Origin of the sequence: Roseateles sp. So40a (assembly GCF_048081605.1) — a bacterium.
Classification (GTDB): domain Bacteria; phylum Pseudomonadota; class Gammaproteobacteria; order Burkholderiales; family Burkholderiaceae_C; genus Roseateles.
The window spans coordinates 4,515,960-4,533,231 of the sequence record NZ_CP182288.1; the positions used below are offsets into that span (position 1 = coordinate 4,515,960).

General features: G+C 69.4%; 16 protein-coding genes. 3 read left to right on the plus strand and 13 right to left on the minus strand.

What is annotated here, in order from left to right; translation table 11 throughout:
• Positions 1 to 3: 3 nt before the first annotated feature.
• The 9 genes from ACNI65_RS20490 to def form a co-directional block, all read right to left on the minus strand.
• Positions 4 to 1,575 carry a M48 family metallopeptidase gene (locus ACNI65_RS20490; RefSeq protein WP_416759046.1) on the minus strand — a complete coding sequence of 524 codons (1,572 nt, stop codon included), beginning with the start codon at positions 1,573 to 1,575 and terminating at the stop codon, positions 4 to 6.
• Positions 1,572 to 2,777, minus strand: a complete 1,206-nt coding sequence (locus ACNI65_RS20495) for a phosphoglycerate kinase (RefSeq protein ID WP_416759048.1) — start codon at positions 2,775 to 2,777, stop codon at positions 1,572 to 1,574. Before ACNI65_RS20495 ends, ACNI65_RS20490 begins: the two co-directional genes overlap by 4 nt.
• 73 nt (positions 2,778 to 2,850) lie before the next feature.
• Positions 2,851 to 3,180 carry an AzlD domain-containing protein gene (locus ACNI65_RS20500; protein WP_416759049.1) on the minus strand — a complete coding sequence of 110 codons (330 nt, stop codon included), beginning with the start codon at positions 3,178 to 3,180 and terminating at the stop codon, positions 2,851 to 2,853.
• Positions 3,177 to 3,917, minus strand: coding sequence for an AzlC family ABC transporter permease (locus tag ACNI65_RS20505; RefSeq protein ID WP_416759050.1), 741 nt, complete (start codon positions 3,915 to 3,917; stop codon positions 3,177 to 3,179). Before ACNI65_RS20505 ends, ACNI65_RS20500 begins: the two co-directional genes overlap by 4 nt.
• A gap of 114 nt (positions 3,918 to 4,031) precedes the next feature.
• Entirely contained in the window at positions 4,032 to 4,811 is a 780-nt protein-coding gene (locus ACNI65_RS20510) for a head GIN domain-containing protein (RefSeq protein WP_416759051.1), read from the minus strand.
• A 157-nt stretch (positions 4,812 to 4,968) separates the two neighbouring features.
• A complete protein-coding gene (locus ACNI65_RS20515) occupies positions 4,969 to 5,394 on the minus strand; it encodes a hypothetical protein (protein ID WP_416759052.1) in 426 nt (141 codons plus the stop codon).
• A gap of 130 nt (positions 5,395 to 5,524) precedes the next feature.
• Positions 5,525 to 6,370 carry a zinc metalloprotease HtpX gene (gene htpX, locus ACNI65_RS20520; protein ID WP_416759053.1) on the minus strand — a complete coding sequence of 282 codons (846 nt, stop codon included), beginning with the start codon at positions 6,368 to 6,370 and terminating at the stop codon, positions 5,525 to 5,527.
• A gap of 180 nt (positions 6,371 to 6,550) precedes the next feature.
• On the minus strand, positions 6,551 to 7,516 hold the full coding sequence (gene fmt / locus ACNI65_RS20525) for a methionyl-tRNA formyltransferase (RefSeq protein ID WP_416763667.1): 966 nt from the start codon (positions 7,514 to 7,516) through the stop codon (positions 6,551 to 6,553).
• 26 nt (positions 7,517 to 7,542) lie between these two features.
• Positions 7,543 to 8,055, minus strand: a complete 513-nt coding sequence (gene def, locus ACNI65_RS20530; protein WP_416759055.1) for a peptide deformylase — start codon at positions 8,053 to 8,055, stop codon at positions 7,543 to 7,545.
• A gap of 229 nt (positions 8,056 to 8,284) precedes the next feature.
• Here def and ACNI65_RS20535 point away from each other — a divergent pair, with 229 nt between their 5' ends.
• The 3 genes from ACNI65_RS20535 to ACNI65_RS20545 all read left to right on the plus strand — a co-directional run bounded on the left by ACNI65_RS20535 (position 8,285) and on the right by ACNI65_RS20545 (position 11,219).
• Entirely contained in the window at positions 8,285 to 9,442 is a 1,158-nt protein-coding gene (locus ACNI65_RS20535; RefSeq protein WP_416759056.1) for a LysM peptidoglycan-binding domain-containing protein, read from the plus strand.
• A 43-nt stretch (positions 9,443 to 9,485) separates the two neighbouring features.
• Positions 9,486 to 10,655 carry a DNA-processing protein DprA gene (gene dprA / locus ACNI65_RS20540; RefSeq protein ID WP_416759058.1) on the plus strand — a complete coding sequence of 390 codons (1,170 nt, stop codon included), beginning with the start codon at positions 9,486 to 9,488 and terminating at the stop codon, positions 10,653 to 10,655.
• A 111-nt stretch (positions 10,656 to 10,766) separates the two neighbouring features.
• Positions 10,767 to 11,219 carry a DUF494 family protein gene (locus ACNI65_RS20545; protein ID WP_416759059.1) on the plus strand — a complete coding sequence of 151 codons (453 nt, stop codon included), beginning with the start codon at positions 10,767 to 10,769 and terminating at the stop codon, positions 11,217 to 11,219.
• A 96-nt stretch (positions 11,220 to 11,315) separates the two neighbouring features.
• Here the strand turns inward: ACNI65_RS20545 and ACNI65_RS20550 are convergent, their stop codons facing one another.
• From ACNI65_RS20550 to yajC, 4 genes are all read right to left on the minus strand, one after another.
• Entirely contained in the window at positions 11,316 to 13,676 is a 2,361-nt protein-coding gene (locus tag ACNI65_RS20550) for a DUF1631 family protein (RefSeq protein ID WP_416759061.1), read from the minus strand.
• A 33-nt stretch (positions 13,677 to 13,709) separates the two neighbouring features.
• Positions 13,710 to 14,744 carry a protein translocase subunit SecF gene (gene secF / locus ACNI65_RS20555; RefSeq protein WP_416759063.1) on the minus strand — a complete coding sequence of 345 codons (1,035 nt, stop codon included), beginning with the start codon at positions 14,742 to 14,744 and terminating at the stop codon, positions 13,710 to 13,712.
• 31 nt (positions 14,745 to 14,775) lie between these two features.
• Complete coding sequence (gene secD / locus ACNI65_RS20560; RefSeq protein ID WP_416759064.1) at positions 14,776 to 16,677, minus strand: protein translocase subunit SecD; 1,902 nt, start codon at positions 16,675 to 16,677, stop codon at positions 14,776 to 14,778.
• Positions 16,678 to 16,814: 137 nt separating this feature from the next.
• On the minus strand, positions 16,815 to 17,144 hold the full coding sequence (gene yajC / locus ACNI65_RS20565) for a preprotein translocase subunit YajC (protein ID WP_416759066.1): 330 nt from the start codon (positions 17,142 to 17,144) through the stop codon (positions 16,815 to 16,817).
• Positions 17,145 to 17,272 lie beyond the last annotated feature (128 nt).

The following is a 17,272-nucleotide window of genomic DNA, read 5'->3' on the forward strand; positions in this document are numbered from 1 at the left end:
GCTTCAGCCCTTCAGGCGCCGCATCGCATCGAGGCGTGCCTGCAACTCGGGCGGCAGGCCCTCGGTCGTGTAGCTCGGTCGTGGCCGGCAGTCGCGATCGGTCGGCAACAGCAAGGCCGTGGACAGCGCCGTGCTGCGCGTGGCTTGGTCGAGATTCACGCCCTGGGATTCCATCTCCCGTGGGTCGATCCGGAGCACTAGGCCGCACACCGGCTGACCCTTCTTCACCGGCACCTCCACGAGCCAGGCCTGACCGATGGCCGGATTGACCGCCAGCGCGGCGGCCAGCGCTTCCTGACGCCACGCGTCGATCGACGACGGGGCGTTCACGCGCCCCTGCTCGATCGCCTCGGCGGCCATCGACAAGCGCTTAAGACGGCGCGCGCGGCTCGCCGCAACAGCGCGCTCGTCCTCCTCGACCACCGCCGTCCCGGCGTTCTGCCCGGCCGCGACGGCAGGCCATTCCGTTGCCGGCACGGCCGCGAGCGCCGCATGGGCCATGGCCCAGCTCATCCGATCCACGGGCGCGGACCACGGACCGAGTTCCGCGCAGAGGCTCTCCCACGTGTCGCCCAGCCAACTCGACGCCGCGCTCTCGCGCCAGGAGGCAGGGCTCAGGTCCAGTTCCCTGGCGTCCACGCCCATCGCCTCGATCCGCTGACGATGCGGCGGATGACTGCCGCGCGGCTGGCGATGGCGCATCGCCTCGCTCAACTCCTCGGGCGCCACGGGTCGCGTCATCATCGCCCTCGCCGGGCGCTCGGCCCAGTCCGAAGGGGGCTGCGCGCTCGATCGGAGCGCCGTCAGGTCCAGGCCCTCGGGATCGCCGTCCTGGCGCATCGCCGCCAGCTCCATCAGCAGCAGCGCTCGCGCCGCAGCCTGCGGCGACGACCATCTGGCGGCGAGCGCATCCGCCTCGAATTCGCAGCGGCGCGAATGCGCCTCGGAGATGCGTCGGAACCAGGGCAGGAACACCGAGGCGAAATTGGCGCCAGCCCGTTCCCACGGGCTGCTCTCCTGCTCGTCGCCGGACACGCGGTCCGACCAGTCCGCCCAGGCCTCGCGGGTGCGGTAGAGCCAGTGACCCAGACGCCCGTGCCGACGCGAGAAGTGGCCGAGCTCATGCGCGATCACCGCCTCGGCGGCCGCCGTGTCCAGCAGGCGCAGCATCGGCAAGCCGAGGAACAGCACCCGTCTCGTGGGCCGCAGAGAAACGCCGCGATGCTCTTCAAGCGCGCCCGCGTTGAGCTGCGCGTCCAGCGCGATCGCATGCAGCCGCGGCGCGCCGATGGCATCGGTCATCGCGTCCACGTGCGCGTACAGGCGGGGCGCCTGCTCGCGGCTCAGGGTCCGCGTGCGTGCCGGTGCCGATGGCTGGACCAGCCAGGCGAGGAACACGAACGCGATGCCGCCGACGATCCAGAAGAACCGGTTGTTGAGCAGGGCCACCGGCACCAGTGTGATCACCGCGACCGGCACCAGCAGCACGAGCTGATGCAAGGCGGCGGCCGCGAGGGCCACCGCTGCCAGACCGCTCACCGGCCAGGCGCCGGGCTCGGCCTGGTCGCGCCTCACCCCTGTGCGCGCTTGGCCAGGATCTCGAAGGCGGGCAGGGTCTTGCCTTCCAGCACTTCCAGGAAAGCGCCGCCGCCCGTCGAGATGTAGCCGACATCCTTCTCGATGCCGTACTTGGCGATCGCCGCCAGCGTGTCGCCGCCGCCGGCGATCGAGAACGCGTCCGACGCTGCGATCGCGCGCGCGATCGTCTCGGTGCCGTGCGCGAAGGCGTCGAACTCGAACACACCCACCGGGCCGTTCCACACGATCGTGCCGGCCGCCTTCAGCTGCTCGGCCAGCAGCGCCGCCGTCTTCGGACCGATGTCCAGGATCAGGTCGTCATCGGCCACGTCCGTCGCCGCCTTCACCGTCGCCGGCGCATCCGCCGCGAAGGCCTTGGCCGTCACCACGTCCACCGGGATCGGCACCGCCGCGCCGCGCGCCGCCATCGCCTCGATCACCGCCTTCGCCTCGCCGACCAGGTCCGCCTCGGCCAGCGACTTGCCGATCTTCAGACCGGCCGCCAGCATGAAGGTGTTGGCGATGCCGCCTCCGACGATCAGGCCGTCCACGTTCTTGGCCAGCGACTGCAGGATCGTCAGCTTGGTCGAGACCTTCGAGCCCGCCACGATCGCCACCAGCGGGCGCTTCGGATTGGCCAGCGCCTTGCTGATCGCGTCGATCTCGGCGGCCAGCAGCGGGCCCGCGCAGGCGATCTTGGCGAACTGCGCGATGCCGTAGGTCGAGGCTTCCGCCCGGTGCGCGGTGCCGAAGGCGTCGTGCACGAAGATGTCGCACAGCGCGGCCATCTTCTTCGCCAGCTCCTCGCTGTTCTTCTTCTCGCCCTTGTTGACGCGGCAGTTCTCGAGCAGCACCACCTGGCCCGGCTTGACGTCGACACCGTCGACCCAGCCCGACACCAGCGGCACCTCGCGGCCCATCAGCTCGCCCAGGCGCTTGGCGACCGGCGCCAGCGAGTCCTCGGGCTTGAACTCGCCCTCGGTCGGGCGGCCCAGGTGCGAGGTCACCATCACGGCGGCACCGGCCTTGAGCGCCATCTCGATCGCGGGGATCGACGCGCGCACGCGGGTGTCCTCGGTGATCTGGCCGGCATCATTGAGCGGCACGTTCAGGTCGGCGCGGATGAACACGCGCTGGTCGGCCACCTTGCCGGCGGCGATCAGATCGGCAAAACGTTGGACGTTCGGCAAGACGTTCATGGGAGGTGTCTCGAGTAGTTGGAAAGCGGGGCGCCGGGCGAGCAGCGCGCTCGCCAGCAAATCGGGCCGCAGCTTACCAGCCCAGGCCCAGCCGCAAGCTCAGCATCACCGCCGTGCCGCTGACGATGGTGCCGAGGATGCCGCGCTTCCAGAAGAAGTAGGCCGTGCCCACCGCGGTGGCGTACAGCCGCGCGTCCTTCCAGGTGTGGATCAGCTCGCCCTGCGTCATGACGATCTCCGGGATGATCACCGCCGCGAGCGCGGCCAACGGTGCATAGCGCAGGCCGTCGCGCACCCACTGCGGCAGCGGGATCTCCCGGTCCGGGATCATGAAGAAGCTGCGCGTGATCATCGTGATCGCCGCCATCCCGAGGATGCCCAGCACCGCTTCCCACCAGCTCATGCGGACCTCCCGTCAGCGCCCGGGGCGGCCGGCGGCAGCCATTTCTGCATCAGCAGGCCCACGGCCACCGCCGCGGCGATCGCCACCAGGATGTTCAGCCGCAGCGGCAGCCCGTAGGCCGCCACCGCCGCGCAGCCCGCCACCGCGCCCGAGACCCAGGTGTTGCGGTCCTTCAGCAGCGAGTAGCTCAGCCCCAGCAGCGCCAGCACGCCGGCGAAACCCAGACCCCAGTTCGTCGGGATGCTGTCGGCCAGCAGGATGCCGGCGATCGCGGGCACCTGCCACGCGAACCAGTTGGTCGCCACCCCGCCCCAGAAGTAGGGCAGCTGATTGGCCGGATCGGGCTTGAGGTCGGGGAATCGCTTCAGGAAGGCAACGTAGTTCAGATCGGCGGCGAAGTAGCCGATCAGCAGGCGCTGCGCGCGCGGCAGCGGCTCGAAGTACAGGCGCCACTGGGCGCTGAAGATCACGAAGCGCAGGTTCACGCAGAAGGACGTGGCCCACAGCACCCACAGCGGCGCGCCGCTCGCGAGCAGCGGCAGCGAGGCCAGCTGCGAGCTGCCGGCGAAGACCACCAGGCTCATCAGCAGCGACAGGCCCACGCCCAGACCGCTCTTGACCATGGCCACGCCGGTCACCAGGCCCCAGGCGGAAATGCCCAGCGTGATGCCGAGCATGTCGCGCGCGCCGCGCTTGAATTCCGGGTGGCGCACCAGCGCCGAGAGTCCTTCCGCCATGGGCGCGATTGTCGTCTGGCCCATCCCCAAACGAATCGCCCCTCGCCCGCCGAGGCGGTGAGGGGCGTCCACAGAGCGCCCGTCGCGGGGCGCTCTCGCGGGGGTTCTCGCGGCTTACTTCAGCTTGCGCACCGAGCCCGAGCCCGCGTTGGACATGCTGATCTCCGGGCTGCCGACATAACCGACGTCACCCGAACCGGCGATGCGCACCTCGAGCTTGCGGGCGGGCGCCACGGTGACGTCGCCGCTGCCGGAGATCGTGACCTTGGCCTCGTCCACGGTCAGCTCGCGCGTCTTGACGTCGCCGCTGCCGGCCACGGACACGGTCAGCCCGTTGGCCTTGCCGTTGAAGAGCATGTCCCCGCTGCCGGCGACGCGCAACGAGACGTGGTCCGCCTCCAGGCCCTGCACGCGCAGGTCGCCGCTGCCGGCGATGCTCGCCTCCAGGTTGCCGGTCTTCATCGGCTCGACGCGGATGTCGCCCGAGCCGGCGATCGACAGCGCGCGCAGCTGACGCATGTCCAGCGTGATCGTGGGCGAGCCCTTGGCGTTCAGGCTGTAGCCGCGCTTGGGCGAGATCTCCAGCGTGCGGCCCTTGCTGCCGTCGACGATCTTGGTCTCGATGTAGCTCAGCAGGTTGCGGTCGGACTTCACCTCGACCTTGTCGGCCGAGCCCGAACGCACCAGCACCTTGAAGTCGCCCGACAGCGCGACCGCGTCGAAGTTGCCGACATCGCGGGCCTCGGTGGCGATGTCGCCGTTGCCTTCGATGCGTTGCGAGCTGCCGAAGCTCAGCGACCAGGCGTGGGCGGAGCCGACCGCCGTCACGGCGGCCAGTCCCAGGGCGGTGACGGCGAACAGACGGCGGGTGGCGCGGAAGGACGTGGTGGTCATGGGCGATCTCCTGATCTTTCGGATGATCGCATCTTCGCGGCGGGCAGCCGCTCCGGCGAGCGGCGGATGACGAACTGCGCCATCCGGGGGATCAGCTGCAAAGCCGCGAGATAGCCCGGTCGAACCGGCCGGCGGGATTCGCCAACCGGTGCGGGACTCAGTGGCCGCTCTTCTCCGAGCCCTTGTCAGAACCCTTGTCCGAGCCCTTCTCGCTCACCTGCCCCTTGGCCGAGCGCGGCGACGGCGACTCCTCCTCGTCCGAGGCGGCCGCGGCGGGACGGCTGGCCTGCGCGTTGGCCACGACCGGGCGGGTGCCCTCGAGCTTGTTCTCGCGCATGTACTCGTCCATCTCGCGCCAGCCCTCGTAGACCGCGGCCTTCTGGGCCTTCGGGTTCAGGGCGTAGCAGTCCTCGATGGCGCGCAGCGCGTTGCGGCACGCGCCGCCGATGGCCTTGGCGTCGGCTTCCTTGGCGGCGGCCACCTTGGCCGGGTCCTCGATGCCGAGCTGGTCGCAGCCGGCCAGCAGCGCGGCGGCGCCGAGCAGCGCCGCCATCGCGGTCAGGGAGCGGAGAGGAGCCTTCATGCTGTCCTTTATCGAAACGCCCGCACGCAGGCGGAACGTCCGGCATTGTGCGCGCGGGCCCCACCCCGCCGGTCCAACGAAAAACACCGCCCGAAGGCGGTGTTTCGACGGTTGTGGCGCCCCGGCCCGCTCAGCGCTTGACCATCGCCATCAGGCGCTGGATGCGTTCCTCGGTCGACGGGTGGGTGCTGAACAGACCCCGGATCCCGCCGCCCGAGAGCGGATTCATGATCATCATCTGGGCCGTCTCGGGGTGGCGCTCAGCGGTCTCCAGCGGGATGCCCTGGGCGTAGCGGTGGATCTTGTCCAGCGCCGAGGCCAGCGCCTGGGGGTCGCCCGAGATCTCCGCGCCGCCGCGGTCGGCCTCGAACTCGCGCGCGCGGCTGATCGCCATCTGGATCAGCGACGCGGCGATCGGCGCCAGGATCGCCACCAGCAGGCCGACGATCGGGTTGGCCGGACGGCCCTCGCTGTCGCGCGGGCTGAAGAACATCGCGAAGTTGGCCAGCATCGAGATCGCGCCGGCCATCGTCGCGCTGATCGTCGAGATCAGGATGTCCCGATGCTTGACGTGCGCCAGCTCGTGGGCCATCACGCCGCGCAGCTCGCGCTCGGAGAGCACGCGCAGGATGCCGGTCGTCGCCGCGACCGCGGCATGGTCGGGGTTGCGGCCGGTGGCGAAGGCGTTGGGCGCCTCCTCCTGGATCAGGTAGACCTTGGGCATCGGGAGCTGCGCGCGCTGGGCCAGCTCCTTGACCATGTTGTAGAACTGCGGCGCGCTGCGCTCGTCGACTTCCTGGGCGTTGTACATCTTCAGCACCAGCTTGTCGGAGAACCAGTAGCTGAAGAAGTTCATGCCCACGGCGACTACCAGCGCGATCAGCATGCCCGTCTGGCCGCCCAGCAGGGAGCCGATGGCCATGAACAGCGCGGTGATGGCAGCCATCAGGATGGCGGTCTTCATCAGGTTGAACATGCAATCACTCCTTGAGAGACGCGGCCTCGGCCGCGAATGGACAACAGCCTGAACGGTACACCGTCCAGGCAGTCCCAAATGATGGCGGAACCGGCGTGTTCAAGCCGGTTCCGCCGCAGATTCAGTCAGGGTTAAGCGAAGCGGCCCGTCCCGAGCCGCGCCGCCGATCCGCCTTGCCGCTCAGCCCAGCTGCTCGCCGACCTGCAACGGACGTGCCTGCAGGAAGGACGCCGCCGGCAGCCGCTTGCCGCCCGCACGCTGCAGCTCGGTCAGGCGCACGCTCCCGCGGCCGCAGGCGACGACCGGGCCCTCGGGCGACACGGCCAGCACCCGGCCGGGTTCGCCATGGCTGCCGTCCGCGCCGTCCGCGCTCACGACCTCCGCGCGCCAGACCTTCAGCGGCTCACCGTCGAGTTGGGCCAGCCCGCCGGGGAAGGGATCGAAGGCGCGCAAGCGGCGCGCGATCTGCGCGGCCTCGTCGGTCCAGCGGATCTGGCTCTCGGCCTTCTCGATCTTGTGGGCGTAGGTGACCCCGGCTTCGGGCTGCTTCACCGGCTGGAAGCCGCCGCGAGCGGCGAGCTCCAGCGCCTGGACGATCATCCGACCGCCCATCGACGCGAGCTCATCGTGCAGCGACGCGGTCGTGGCGTCCACGGCGATCGGCTGGCGCTCGATCAGCAGCATGTCGCCGGTGTCCAGGCCCTCGTCCATCTGCATGATGGTGATGCCGGTCTCGGCGTCACCGGCCTCGATGGCGCGGTGGATCGGCGCGGCGCCGCGCCAGCGCGGCAGGATCGAGCCGTGGATGTTGAGACAGCCCAGGCGCGACAGTTCCAGCACCCACTTCGGCAGGATCAGGCCATAGGCCGCCACGACCAGCACGTCCGGGCGCGCGTCCAGCAGCGCCTGGCGTCCGGCCTGCGCCTCGTCGGGGAACTTGCCGTCCAGGCGCAGGCTGCGCGGCTGCGCGACGGCGATGCCGTGCGTCACGGCCAGCTGCTTGACCGGCGAGGCCTGCAGCTTCATGCCGCGTCCGGCCGGGCGGTCGGGCTGGCTCAGCACGAGCGGCACCTCGAAGCCCGCGTCCAGCAGCGCCTGCAGCGCCACGGCGGCGAACTCCGGCGTGCCGGCGAAGGCGACGCGCAGGCCGCTCGGGTTCACGGCGCCGGCCATCAGTGGCGGGCGTCCTCGCGCGCCTTCTTGACCAACTTGGTCTTGATGCGCTCGCGCTTGAGCGGGCTGAGGTACTCGACGAACACCTTGCCGGCGAGATGGTCCATCTCATGCTGCACGCACACGGCGAGCAGCCCTTCGGCGTCGAACTGGAAGGTGTGGCCGTCGCGGTCCAGCGCCTGCACGGTGACCTTCTTGTGGCGCATCACCTTGTCGTAGATCGTCGGCACGGAGAGGCAGCCCTCCTCGCCTTCCATCATCTCGTCGCTCGTGGCGACCAGCTCCGGATTGACCAGCACCAGCGGCTGGTTGCGCTCTTCGGAGACGTCCATCACCAGCACGCGCTCGTGGACGTCCACCTGCGTGGCGGCCAGGCCGACGCCGTCGGCGTCATACATGGTCTCGAGCATGTCGTCGGTGAGGGCGCGGATGCGGTCATCGACCGTCGCCACGGGCTTGGCCACCGTGTGCAGGCGCGGATCGGGGTATCGAAGAATGTTGAGTTTCGCCATGGTAGGGACGCGAGGCGGCGTCTTTTGCTGTGGACAGCGCACAACGCCGGTTTGTAAGGGCTTGCAAGGGAGGGCGGGCACCTTCATTGCGGGTGCCCCTGAACCGGGGCAGAATCGCCGCCAGCGAGTTGGTCGATTTTCGCCGATTTGGCGGTCAGTACGGCCCTCGTCCTAAAAGCGCCATTGGCCACGAGGGGCCTTCGATCTCGGCGCGGGAGAACAAGTAATGATGCATAGGTCGCCGCTGGGCTTCACGACCATTTCCGCAGCCCTGTTGGCGGTCTGCGCCGCTGCGCCGTCCTTCGCGGCGGGCGATTACCCCATCACGCCCGCCCAGCGCCAGACCGCGCAGCAGGTCGCCCACGCGGGCGTGCCGCTGTCGGAGCTGGCGCCCAACGCGCCTGACACCTACACCGTCAAGGCCGGGGACACGCTGTGGGACATCTCCGGCATCTTCCTGAAGAGCCCGTGGCGCTGGCCCGAGCTCTGGGGCATGAACACCGACCAGATCCGCAATCCCCACCTGATCTACCCCGGTCAGGTGCTGATGCTGGTGAAGGCCGACGGCCGCGCCCGCCTGCAGATGGGCCGCGATGTCGGCTCCAGCGGCCCCGGCGGCACGGTCAAGCTCTCGCCGCGCGTGCGCGCCGAGTCGCTCTTCGACGGCTCCATCGCCGCGATCCCGCAACACCTGATCGAGCCCTTCCTCAACGAGGCGGTGGTGCTCGACAGCAACCAGCTCGAGACCGCTCCGCGCTTGTTCTCGGCGCAGGAGAACCGCGTGTGGATGGCCAAGGGTGACCTGGCCTACGCGCGCGGCACGATGCCGGCCAATGTCGACAAGTTCCGCGTGTTCCGTGAGCCGCGCCCGCTGCGCGACCCGATCACCAAGGAAGTGCTGGGTTACGAGGCCGCCTACGTCGGCACGGCCGACCTGACGCGCCCGGGCAGCGGCTCGGCGGCGACCAAGGACGAAGTGCCGGCGACGCTGACGCTCACGCTCAACCGCATGGAAGCGCAGCCGGGCGACCGTCTGGCGCCGGTGCCCGAGCGCGGCTACACCAGCTACGTGCCGCACGCGCCGGCCGGTGACATCAACGGCTTCGTGATCTCGATCTACGGTGACGCGCTGAATGCCGGCAAGAACCAGATCGTCGCGCTGAACAAGGGCCGTCGCGACGGCCTGGAGCGCGGCCATGTGCTGGGCCTGTGGCACACCGGCCGGGTTGTCCGCGACCCCACCACGCCCAAGCGCGATGAAGTGAAGCTGCCCGACGAGCGTCTGGGTCAGGTCTTCGTCTTCCAGGTCTTCGAGCGCGTGTCCTACGCGCTGATCCTGAGCTCCGACGGCCCGGTCGTCCCAGGCGACAAGGTCACCCAGCCGTAAACGGCGGGGCTCTCCGGATCGGGTCGCAGTCAGGACCGCGCGGATGAGCCCTCAAGACCTGCGCGACTGGTTGCACCTGCTGGCCAGCGTCAGCCGAGGCGGCGCTCGCCGCCTGCTGGCGCGCCACGGCAGCCCTGGCGCTGTGCACCAGGCCGGACGCTCCGGCTGGGGCGGCCTGCTCGAAGCCGGGGACGCCGACCGCCTCGCCCGCCCCCATGCTGACCTGGACGCCCGCGTGCGGCGCACCGAAGCCTGGCTGGCCGGCGGCGATCGCCGCTCGATCCTGCTGCTGGGCGACCCCGACTACCCGAACCCGCTGCTCCAGACGGCCGATCCGCCGTTGATGCTCTACCTGGAGGGCCGCCGCGAGCTGCTCAACACCCGCTGCGTGGCAGTGGTCGGCAGCCGCCAGCCCAGCGCGCTCGGAGACGAAAATGCCCGCCACTTCGCCGCGGGCCTGGGGGAAGCCGGGATCTGCGTCGTCTCCGGACTGGCGCAAGGCATCGACGGCGCCGCCCATGAGGCCGCATTGAACACGCCCGGCGGCACGATCGCCGTCCTCGGCACCGGCCCCGACAAGGTCTATCCGCTCGGCCATGAAGACCTCGCCCGCCACATCGGCCGGCGCGGACTGCTCGTCAGCGAGTACTTCGTCGGCACGCCGCCGGTCCCCACCAACTTCCCGCTGCGCAACCGCATCATCGCGGGCCTGTCCGAGGGCTGCCTGGTCGTGGAGGCCGCGATGAAATCGGGCTCGCTGATCACCGCGCGGCAGGCCTCCGAAGCCGGGCGCGAGGTCTTCGCCATCCCCGGACCGATCCACGCGCCGCAGTCCAAGGGCTGCCACCACCTGCTCAAACAGGGCGCCTGCCTGGTGCAATCGCTGGAAGACCTGCTCAGCGAATTGCCGGTCGGCGGACTGCCGCGCAACGAGGCGCTGGCCCTCGAGGAACCGTCGCCCAAAGCGCCCAAGTCCGCGCCCACGCCGGTGCCCAAGTCCGCGCCCGCGCCCGAAGCCGCCGCCGCGCCCGACTCGGCCAAGGACCACCCCCTGCTGCGCGCCATCGGGCAGGAAACCGTGTCCTTGGAAGAACTGTCCCAGCGCAGTGGTTGGCCGCAGGACGAACTCAATGCGACGCTGCTGGATCTGGAGCTGGACGGGCACATCGCGCGCTTGCCGGGTGCGCTGTTCCAGCGCCGTCGCCGGGCCTGACGTCGGGCCTGGCGGGGGCCTGATCCGGCCCCTCGTATCCGGAGATTTCGGCGCCCTCCCCGCCCCAATTCGGGCGGAAGGGGCTTCCAGCGGTCGGTTATAGTCCGCGCCATGTTCGACGTGCTCGTCTATCTGTACGAAACCTACTGGCGCCCCGACGCCTGCCCGGATCACGCACAACTGACCCGGAAATTGTCGGCAGTCGGCTTCGAGGATGACGAAATCCGCGATGCGCTGTCCTGGCTGGACGGCCTGGCGGCATCGTCGGCATCGCATCACGCCGAACCCGGCGAGCGCAGCCTGCGCATTTACACCCGCGACGAGCAGGAGCATCTCGGCGAGAGCTCGATGGGCTTCATCAGCTTCCTGGCCTCGGCCGGCGTGCTGCCGACCGCGATGCGCGAGATGGTGATCGACCGCGCGATGGCGATTCCCGGCGGTCCGCTGGACCTGGAAGATCTGAAGATCATCGTGCTGATGGTGTTCTGGAGCTTGGGCGAGGAACCCGACGCGCTGATCCTCGACGAGCTGTTCGTCGCCCCGGAAGAGCGGCTGATCCACTGATCGCCGCCCGGCCTCGGTCCACACCTGGCCCCCAGAAAGCAAAACCGGCCCCGCTTCACGCGGCGCCGGTTTTTTCATGCCTGCCGTGGATCGGGCTCAGGCCAGCAGGCGGCTCGGATCAACCTCGAGCTTGGCCAGCGCGTTGCGCGTGGCCTTGACGGTGAGCGATTCATCCTGCGCCGGCAGCATCAGCCCGGCCTGCAGGAACGCGGCCAGGCGGCTCAGCTGGAACAGCACGCCGCGGCCATGCGGCGAGACGAACAGGATCAGGTGGTGGCGCAGGCCGCGCCAGACCAGTTGCACCGGTTCGACCCGGCCGCGGTAGTCCAGCATGTACCAGCTCCCGACCTGCAGCTCGCGCGCCCAGGCCAGCATCGCCGGCGACGGCGCCGTGCCGCCCTCGGCCACGACTTCCAGGCCCTCGCACTCGTGGCTGGACAGGTCGCGGACCAGCGTCTCGTTGATCTCGCCCGCTTCCGGCGACGGCAGCATCGCCTCCAGCGTCTCGAGCTGGCTCATCAGGTCGTCCAGGCGCTCGCGCGGAATCGCCGCGGTCTTGGCCGTGAACGCTGCCGCCAGGGCGTTGTTCAGCGAGCGGATGTGTTCATCCTGGCGCTCGTGGCTCATGCCGGCATGGCCCATGCCGTCGCGCAGCGTCTTGAGCAGCGGCGGCAGCCGCCGGATCACCTCGGCGCGGTCCTCGCGGGACACCTTCGCGCTGGCCGACCAGATCAGGTCGGCGGCGGCGCGTTTCATCGCCTTGGTCTGCTCGGCCTGCGGGCCGTAGCGCACGCCGGTCACCGCCAGCACGTCCGCCCACACCTGGAACAGGAAGTCGCGCACGCCGTCCTGCACCGGGACCTCGGACAGCATCTTGCGCAGCTCGATCGTGTACTGGATGGCCAGCGTCTCGCGCTGCTCCACCTGCTGTGCCAGCGACACGCCCTTCTTCGAGACCTCGTTTTCCTGCTCGAAGTAGTGATCGAGGAATTTCTCGAACTCGGTCAGCACGGTCTGGAACACGCGCCGGCCGGTGTCGGGATAGGCCTCGACGACCTGCACCACGCGTTTGATCTCGCGCTCGAGCGCGTCGCCGATCTCGGCGGTCGAGGTGCTGAAGCCCATCACGCACGAACCCATCCGGTCGATGAGGCGGCGCGCGGGATGGTCGTCGGTGGCGAAGAAGTCCGGCTCGCTGACGGCCACGCGCAGCACCGGCATCTGCAGGCGCGCGAACCAGACGCGAATGGCCGGCGGGATGCGCTCTTCCTGCAGGATCGCCTGGAACAGCAAGGCCACGAGCTCGATCGTGGCGCGCTCGGCCGGCGTGTCCGCGGCCTGCTTCAGCACCGACTTGAGCGCCTGGTTGCGGTCCCGGATCTCGTCGAGCGCCTGCGGCGCGGTCAGTTCCTGGTCCGCGGTCGCGACCTGGTCGGCGCGCCGCTGCACGGCCTGCTGCGCATGATTGATCGCGGCGCTCAGGCGCGCTGATCCGGCGCGGGTGGACGGACCGGCGGCCATCGCCGCCCCTTGGGGCATCGACGATGCGGCCGGCGCGGCCGGCAGCCCGCTGCGCGTGGCCGGGCCCGGCGCGGGCATGCCACGCGACGGCGCCTGCGCCAGTTCCGGCACATGGCGCGCGAGCACGCGCTGCAGCTGCGCCATCACCTGCTGGGCGGACTGGCTCGATGGGGTCGCCACCGGGCCGGATGGCTGGGCAGCGACCGCGGCCTGCGGCGCGATGCCGCCATGCACGGTGCCCGGACCGGCCAGCGGCGCGGCCTGCGTCATGCCGCCCGCCGGGGCGTTGCGGCGGATGAAGGGACGCAGATCCACCTCGGGCATCACGCCCTGCTGGATCAGCCAATGATTGGCCTCGTGATAGGCCTCGTTGATCAGCTGAGAGAACTCGTGATGCAGCCAGCGCTGCAGCATCTGCCAGACGGAGCTGCTCAGGCCGGCGTCGAACCACGCGTCCAGCACCAGCCGCGCCAGGACTTGCGCGCGCAGCAGGTCCTGCTGCGGCAGGTCGTCCGTGCGCTGCAGCGACTGCATGCGGTTGCGCAGGTCGCTGAACTCCCAGCTCGCCTTGTCCATCATCGCCAGCGCCAGGCGCGAGGCGATGATCTCGCGCTCGATCGTGTCGTCGCTGACGAGGGACAGGTTCTGCGGGCGGGAGTTCAGCGAGGCCGAACGCGAATCGCCGGCCCCGTGGTGGAACGCATGCCGCAGCGACTTGCCCAGACGCGCGTGCCACGGCGTGGAGGACCGCTGCCACGCCTCGAAGGCATCGCGGCGGGCCATCTGCAACGAGTGCTCGGCGGGCTGCGCCAGCATGTCCTGCACGGCCGAGGTCAGGACTGCCACCACGGCGGGCAGCCCTCGCAGCAGCACCTCCGTGTGGACGCGCCGCGCTTGCGAAGCCAGGGCCTGGGATCTTGCGTCGGCGGCGGTCATCGAGCGTGAGATTGAGGAGTGCGGACGACTCTACTACACCACCGCGCCAGCGTTGGGATCATCCGGGTCCTCGCGCTTGGACGGACCCGTCTTGACGAGGTCCTCGCGCTTGACACCCAGCCACATGGCGATCGCCGCGGCCACGAAGACCGACGAGTAGATGCCGAACAGGATGCCGATCGTCAGCGCGATGGCGAAGTAATGCAGCGTCGGGCCGCCGAACAGCAGCATCGACAGCACCATCATCTGCGTCGAGCCGTGCGTGATGATCGTGCGGCTGATCGTGGACGTGATCGCGTGGTCGATGATCTCGTGCGTGTTGAGCTTGCGGTACTTGCGGAAGGCCTCGCGGATCCGGTCGAAGATGACGACCGATTCGTTCACCGAGTAACCCAGCACCGCCAGGATCGCCGCCAGCACCGCCAGCGAGAACTCCCACTGGAAGTAGGCGAAGAAGCCCAGGATGATCACCACGTCGTGCAGGTTGGCGATGATGCCGGCCACGGCGAACTTCCACTCGAAGCGGAAGGCCAGGTACAGCATGATGCCGATCACGGTGAAGCCCAGCGCCATCGCGGCGTCATGGGCCAGCTCGGCGCCGACGGACGGGCCGACGACCTCGCTGCGGGTCATCTTCAGCGGCTCCGCGCCGCCGACCGCACAGGCCTGACGCGCCACCGACTCGCCCTGCGGCGTGACCTCGGTGTGCTGGACGACCTGCCCCTTCTCGGACTTGCACAGCTCGGCGAAGACCTGGCCGGCCACGGTGTCCTGCTTGACGCCGGGCTTGATCGGCAGGCGGATCATCACGTCGCGCGAGGTGCCGAAGTTCGTGACCTGGATCTCGCCGAAGCCCATCTGCTCGACGGTGTGGCGGGTCTTGTTGATGTCCGCGGCCTGGGCGTACTGGACCTCGACCACCGTGCCGCCGGTGAACTCGATCGAGAAGTGCAAGCCCTTGGTGACCAGGAAGAACACCGCGGCGATGAAGGTGATGAAGGAGATCGCGTTGAGGATCAACGCGTGCTTCATGAACGGGATGTCCCGCTTGATTCGGAAGAATTCCATGGCGTTGTGCGCTCTCTTCTTGTAGGGGCGCTTACTGCGCTTCGGCGGCCGGGTCGGCCGGCGTGCCGGCGGTGTTGCCCGGCTTCCAGACGGTGCCGATGGCCACGGACTTCAGGCGCTTGCGGCGGCCATACCAGAGGTTGACCAGCGCGCGCGAGAACATCACCGACGAGATCATCGACGTGATGATGCCCAGGCAGTGCACGACGGCGAAGCCCTTGATCGGGCCCGAGCCGAAGGCCAGCAGCGCCAGGCCCGCGATCAGCGTCGTCACGTTGGAGTCCAGGATGGTGGCCCAGGCGCGCTCGTAGCCGGCGTGGATTGCCTGCTGGGGCGCCAGGCCCGCGCGCAGTTCCTCGCGGACGCGCTCGTTGATCAGCACGTTGGCGTCGATGGCCATGCCCAGCACGAGCGCGATGGCCGCGATGCCGGGCAGGCTCAGCGTGGCCTGCAGCATCGACAGCACCGCCAGCAGCAGCAGCAGGTTGAAGCCCAGCGCGACCGCGGAGAACACGCCGAACATCATGTAGTACAGGCACATGAAGATCGCCACGGCGACGAAGCCCCACGTGACCGACGCGATGCCCTTGTCGATGTTGTCCTTGCCCAGCGACGGGCCGATGGTGCGTTCCTCGATGATCTCCATCGGGGCGGCCAGCGAGCCCGCGCGCAGCAGCAGCGCGGTGTCGCTGGCTTCCTGCGTGGTCATGCTGCCGCCGCTGATCGAGAACGTGTTGCCCAGTTCGCCGCGGATCGTGGGCGAGGTCACGACCTGGCCCTTGCCCTTCTCGAACAGGATGATGGCCATGCGCTTGCCGATGTTCTCGCGCGACACGTCCTTCATGATGCGGGCGCCCTTGGCGTCGACCTTCAGGCTGACGGCGGGCTGGTGGTTCTCGTCGAAGCTCGGTTGGGCGTCGTTGAGGTTGTCCCCGGTGATCACGACCTGGCGCTTGACGATGATCGGCGTGCTGCCGTCCTTCTCGGTGAAGCGCTCGGTGCCGAAAGGCACGGGGCCGGTGCCGGCCAGCGCGGCGGAGGCCTCGGCGCTCTCGTCGACCATGCGCAGTTCCAGCGTCGCGGTGCGGCCGATGATGTCCTTGGCCTTGGCGGTGTCCTGCACGCCGGGCAGCTGGACGACGACGCGGTCACGGCCCTGCTGCAGGATCACGGGCTCGGCCACGCCGAGCTCGTTCACGCGGTTGTGCAGCGTGGTGATGTTCTGCTTGATCGCGGCGTCCTGGACGGCGATCTCGGCCTTGGGCGTGAGCGAGCCGGTCAGGCGCAGCTCGGTGCCGGTGCCCGAGGGCACCCAGGCGAAGTCGGGCACCTGGTCGCGCAGCACGTTGAGCGTCTGCGTGCGGGTGGCCTCGTCGCGGAAGTTGATGACGACGTCGTTGCCTTCGCGGCTGATGCCGGCGTGGCGGATGTTCTTGTCACGCAGCGTGGTGCGGACGTCGGAGGCGGTCGATTCGGCCTTCTTGGTCAGCGCCGCCTTCATGTCGACCTGCATCAGGAAGTGCACGCCGCCGCGCAGGTCCAGGCCCAGGTACATGGGGAAGGCGTGCAGCGCGGTCAGCCACTCCGGGCTGCGCGACACCAGGTTGAGCGCGACGATGTAGGTCGGGTCGGCGGTCTCGCCACCGTTGAGCGCCTTGGCGATCGCGTCCTTGGCCTTGATCTGGGCGTCGGTGTCGTGGAAGCGGGCGCGCACGGAGCCGGCTTCCAGGTGCACGAAGTCCGGCGTGACGCCGGACTGCGCGATGGCCTGCTCGACGCGTTGACGCACGGCGTCGTCGACCTTGACGGTGACCCTGGCGCTGGACACCTGCACTGCCGGCGCCTCGCCGAACAGGTTGGGCAGCGTGTAGATCAGGCCGACCAGCAGTGCCACGACGAGCAGCGCGTACTTCCACAGCGGATAACGGTTCATGAGGAGATCCTCTGACAACCAGGCGCCTCGCGGGGCGGGCACCTCTGAAAGCCGACCCGGCCGGTGCATGGCACGGGCCGGGTCGTCAGGGAGCGGTCACGCCTTGGGCGCGGCGCGCTCCGGGTGGGGACGTCGATTTACTTCGACACGGTGCCCTTGGGCAGGACCTGGACCACGGCGGTGCGCTGGACCTTGATCTCCACGCCGCTGGCGATCTCGACGCTCAGGTACTGCTCATCGATCTTGCTGACCTTGCCGAGCATGCCGCCCGAGGTGATGACCTCGTCGCCCTTGGCCAGGGCCTCGACCATGGCGCGGTGCTCCTTCTGGCGCTTCATCTGGGGGCGGATCATCACGAAGTACATGACGACGAACACGGCCACCAGCGGCAGCATCTGCATGAAGCCGGCCGTGGCGCTCGTGGAAGCGGCGCCGGCGGTCTGCGCGAAAGCGTTGGAAATAAACACGTCGATATCCCTCAGGAAATGCGTTGGCTTCGGCCTCAGGGCCTCGGCGCCGCCGGACACGGGGTCCGGGCGTACGGAAGAACCGGTGATTGTATGCGGCCCGTCCGGCAGGCTCGGCGGCCGCCGGA

What these genes read in the sequence shown, in the direction of transcription:
- ACNI65_RS20515 (WP_416759052.1), bottom strand. Translation starts at nt 5,394, where the DNA reads ATGAAGGCTCCTCTCCGCTCCCTGACCGCGATGGCGGCGCTGCTCGGC.
- ACNI65_RS20535 (WP_416759056.1), top strand. Translation starts at nt 8,285, where the DNA reads ATGCATAGGTCGCCGCTGGGCTTCACGACCATTTCCGCAGCCCTGTTG.
- ACNI65_RS20495 (WP_416759048.1), bottom strand. Translation starts at nt 2,777, where the DNA reads ATGAACGTCTTGCCGAACGTCCAACGTTTTGCCGATCTGATCGCCGCC.
- ACNI65_RS20500 (WP_416759049.1), bottom strand. Translation starts at nt 3,180, where the DNA reads ATGAGCTGGTGGGAAGCGGTGCTGGGCATCCTCGGGATGGCGGCGATC.
- secD (WP_416759064.1), bottom strand. Translation starts at nt 16,677, where the DNA reads ATGAACCGTTATCCGCTGTGGAAGTACGCGCTGCTCGTCGTGGCACTG.
- ACNI65_RS20510 (WP_416759051.1), bottom strand. Translation starts at nt 4,811, where the DNA reads ATGACCACCACGTCCTTCCGCGCCACCCGCCGTCTGTTCGCCGTCACC.
- ACNI65_RS20505 (WP_416759050.1), bottom strand. Translation starts at nt 3,917, where the DNA reads ATGGCGGAAGGACTCTCGGCGCTGGTGCGCCACCCGGAATTCAAGCGC.
- ACNI65_RS20545 (WP_416759059.1), top strand. Translation starts at nt 10,767, where the DNA reads ATGTTCGACGTGCTCGTCTATCTGTACGAAACCTACTGGCGCCCCGAC.
- secF (WP_416759063.1), bottom strand. Translation starts at nt 14,744, where the DNA reads ATGGAATTCTTCCGAATCAAGCGGGACATCCCGTTCATGAAGCACGCG.
- ACNI65_RS20550 (WP_416759061.1), bottom strand. Translation starts at nt 13,676, where the DNA reads ATGACCGCCGCCGACGCAAGATCCCAGGCCCTGGCTTCGCAAGCGCGG.
- htpX (WP_416759053.1), bottom strand. Translation starts at nt 6,370, where the DNA reads ATGTTCAACCTGATGAAGACCGCCATCCTGATGGCTGCCATCACCGCG.
- dprA (WP_416759058.1), top strand. Translation starts at nt 9,486, where the DNA reads ATGAGCCCTCAAGACCTGCGCGACTGGTTGCACCTGCTGGCCAGCGTC.
- def (WP_416759055.1), bottom strand. Translation starts at nt 8,055, where the DNA reads ATGGCGAAACTCAACATTCTTCGATACCCCGATCCGCGCCTGCACACG.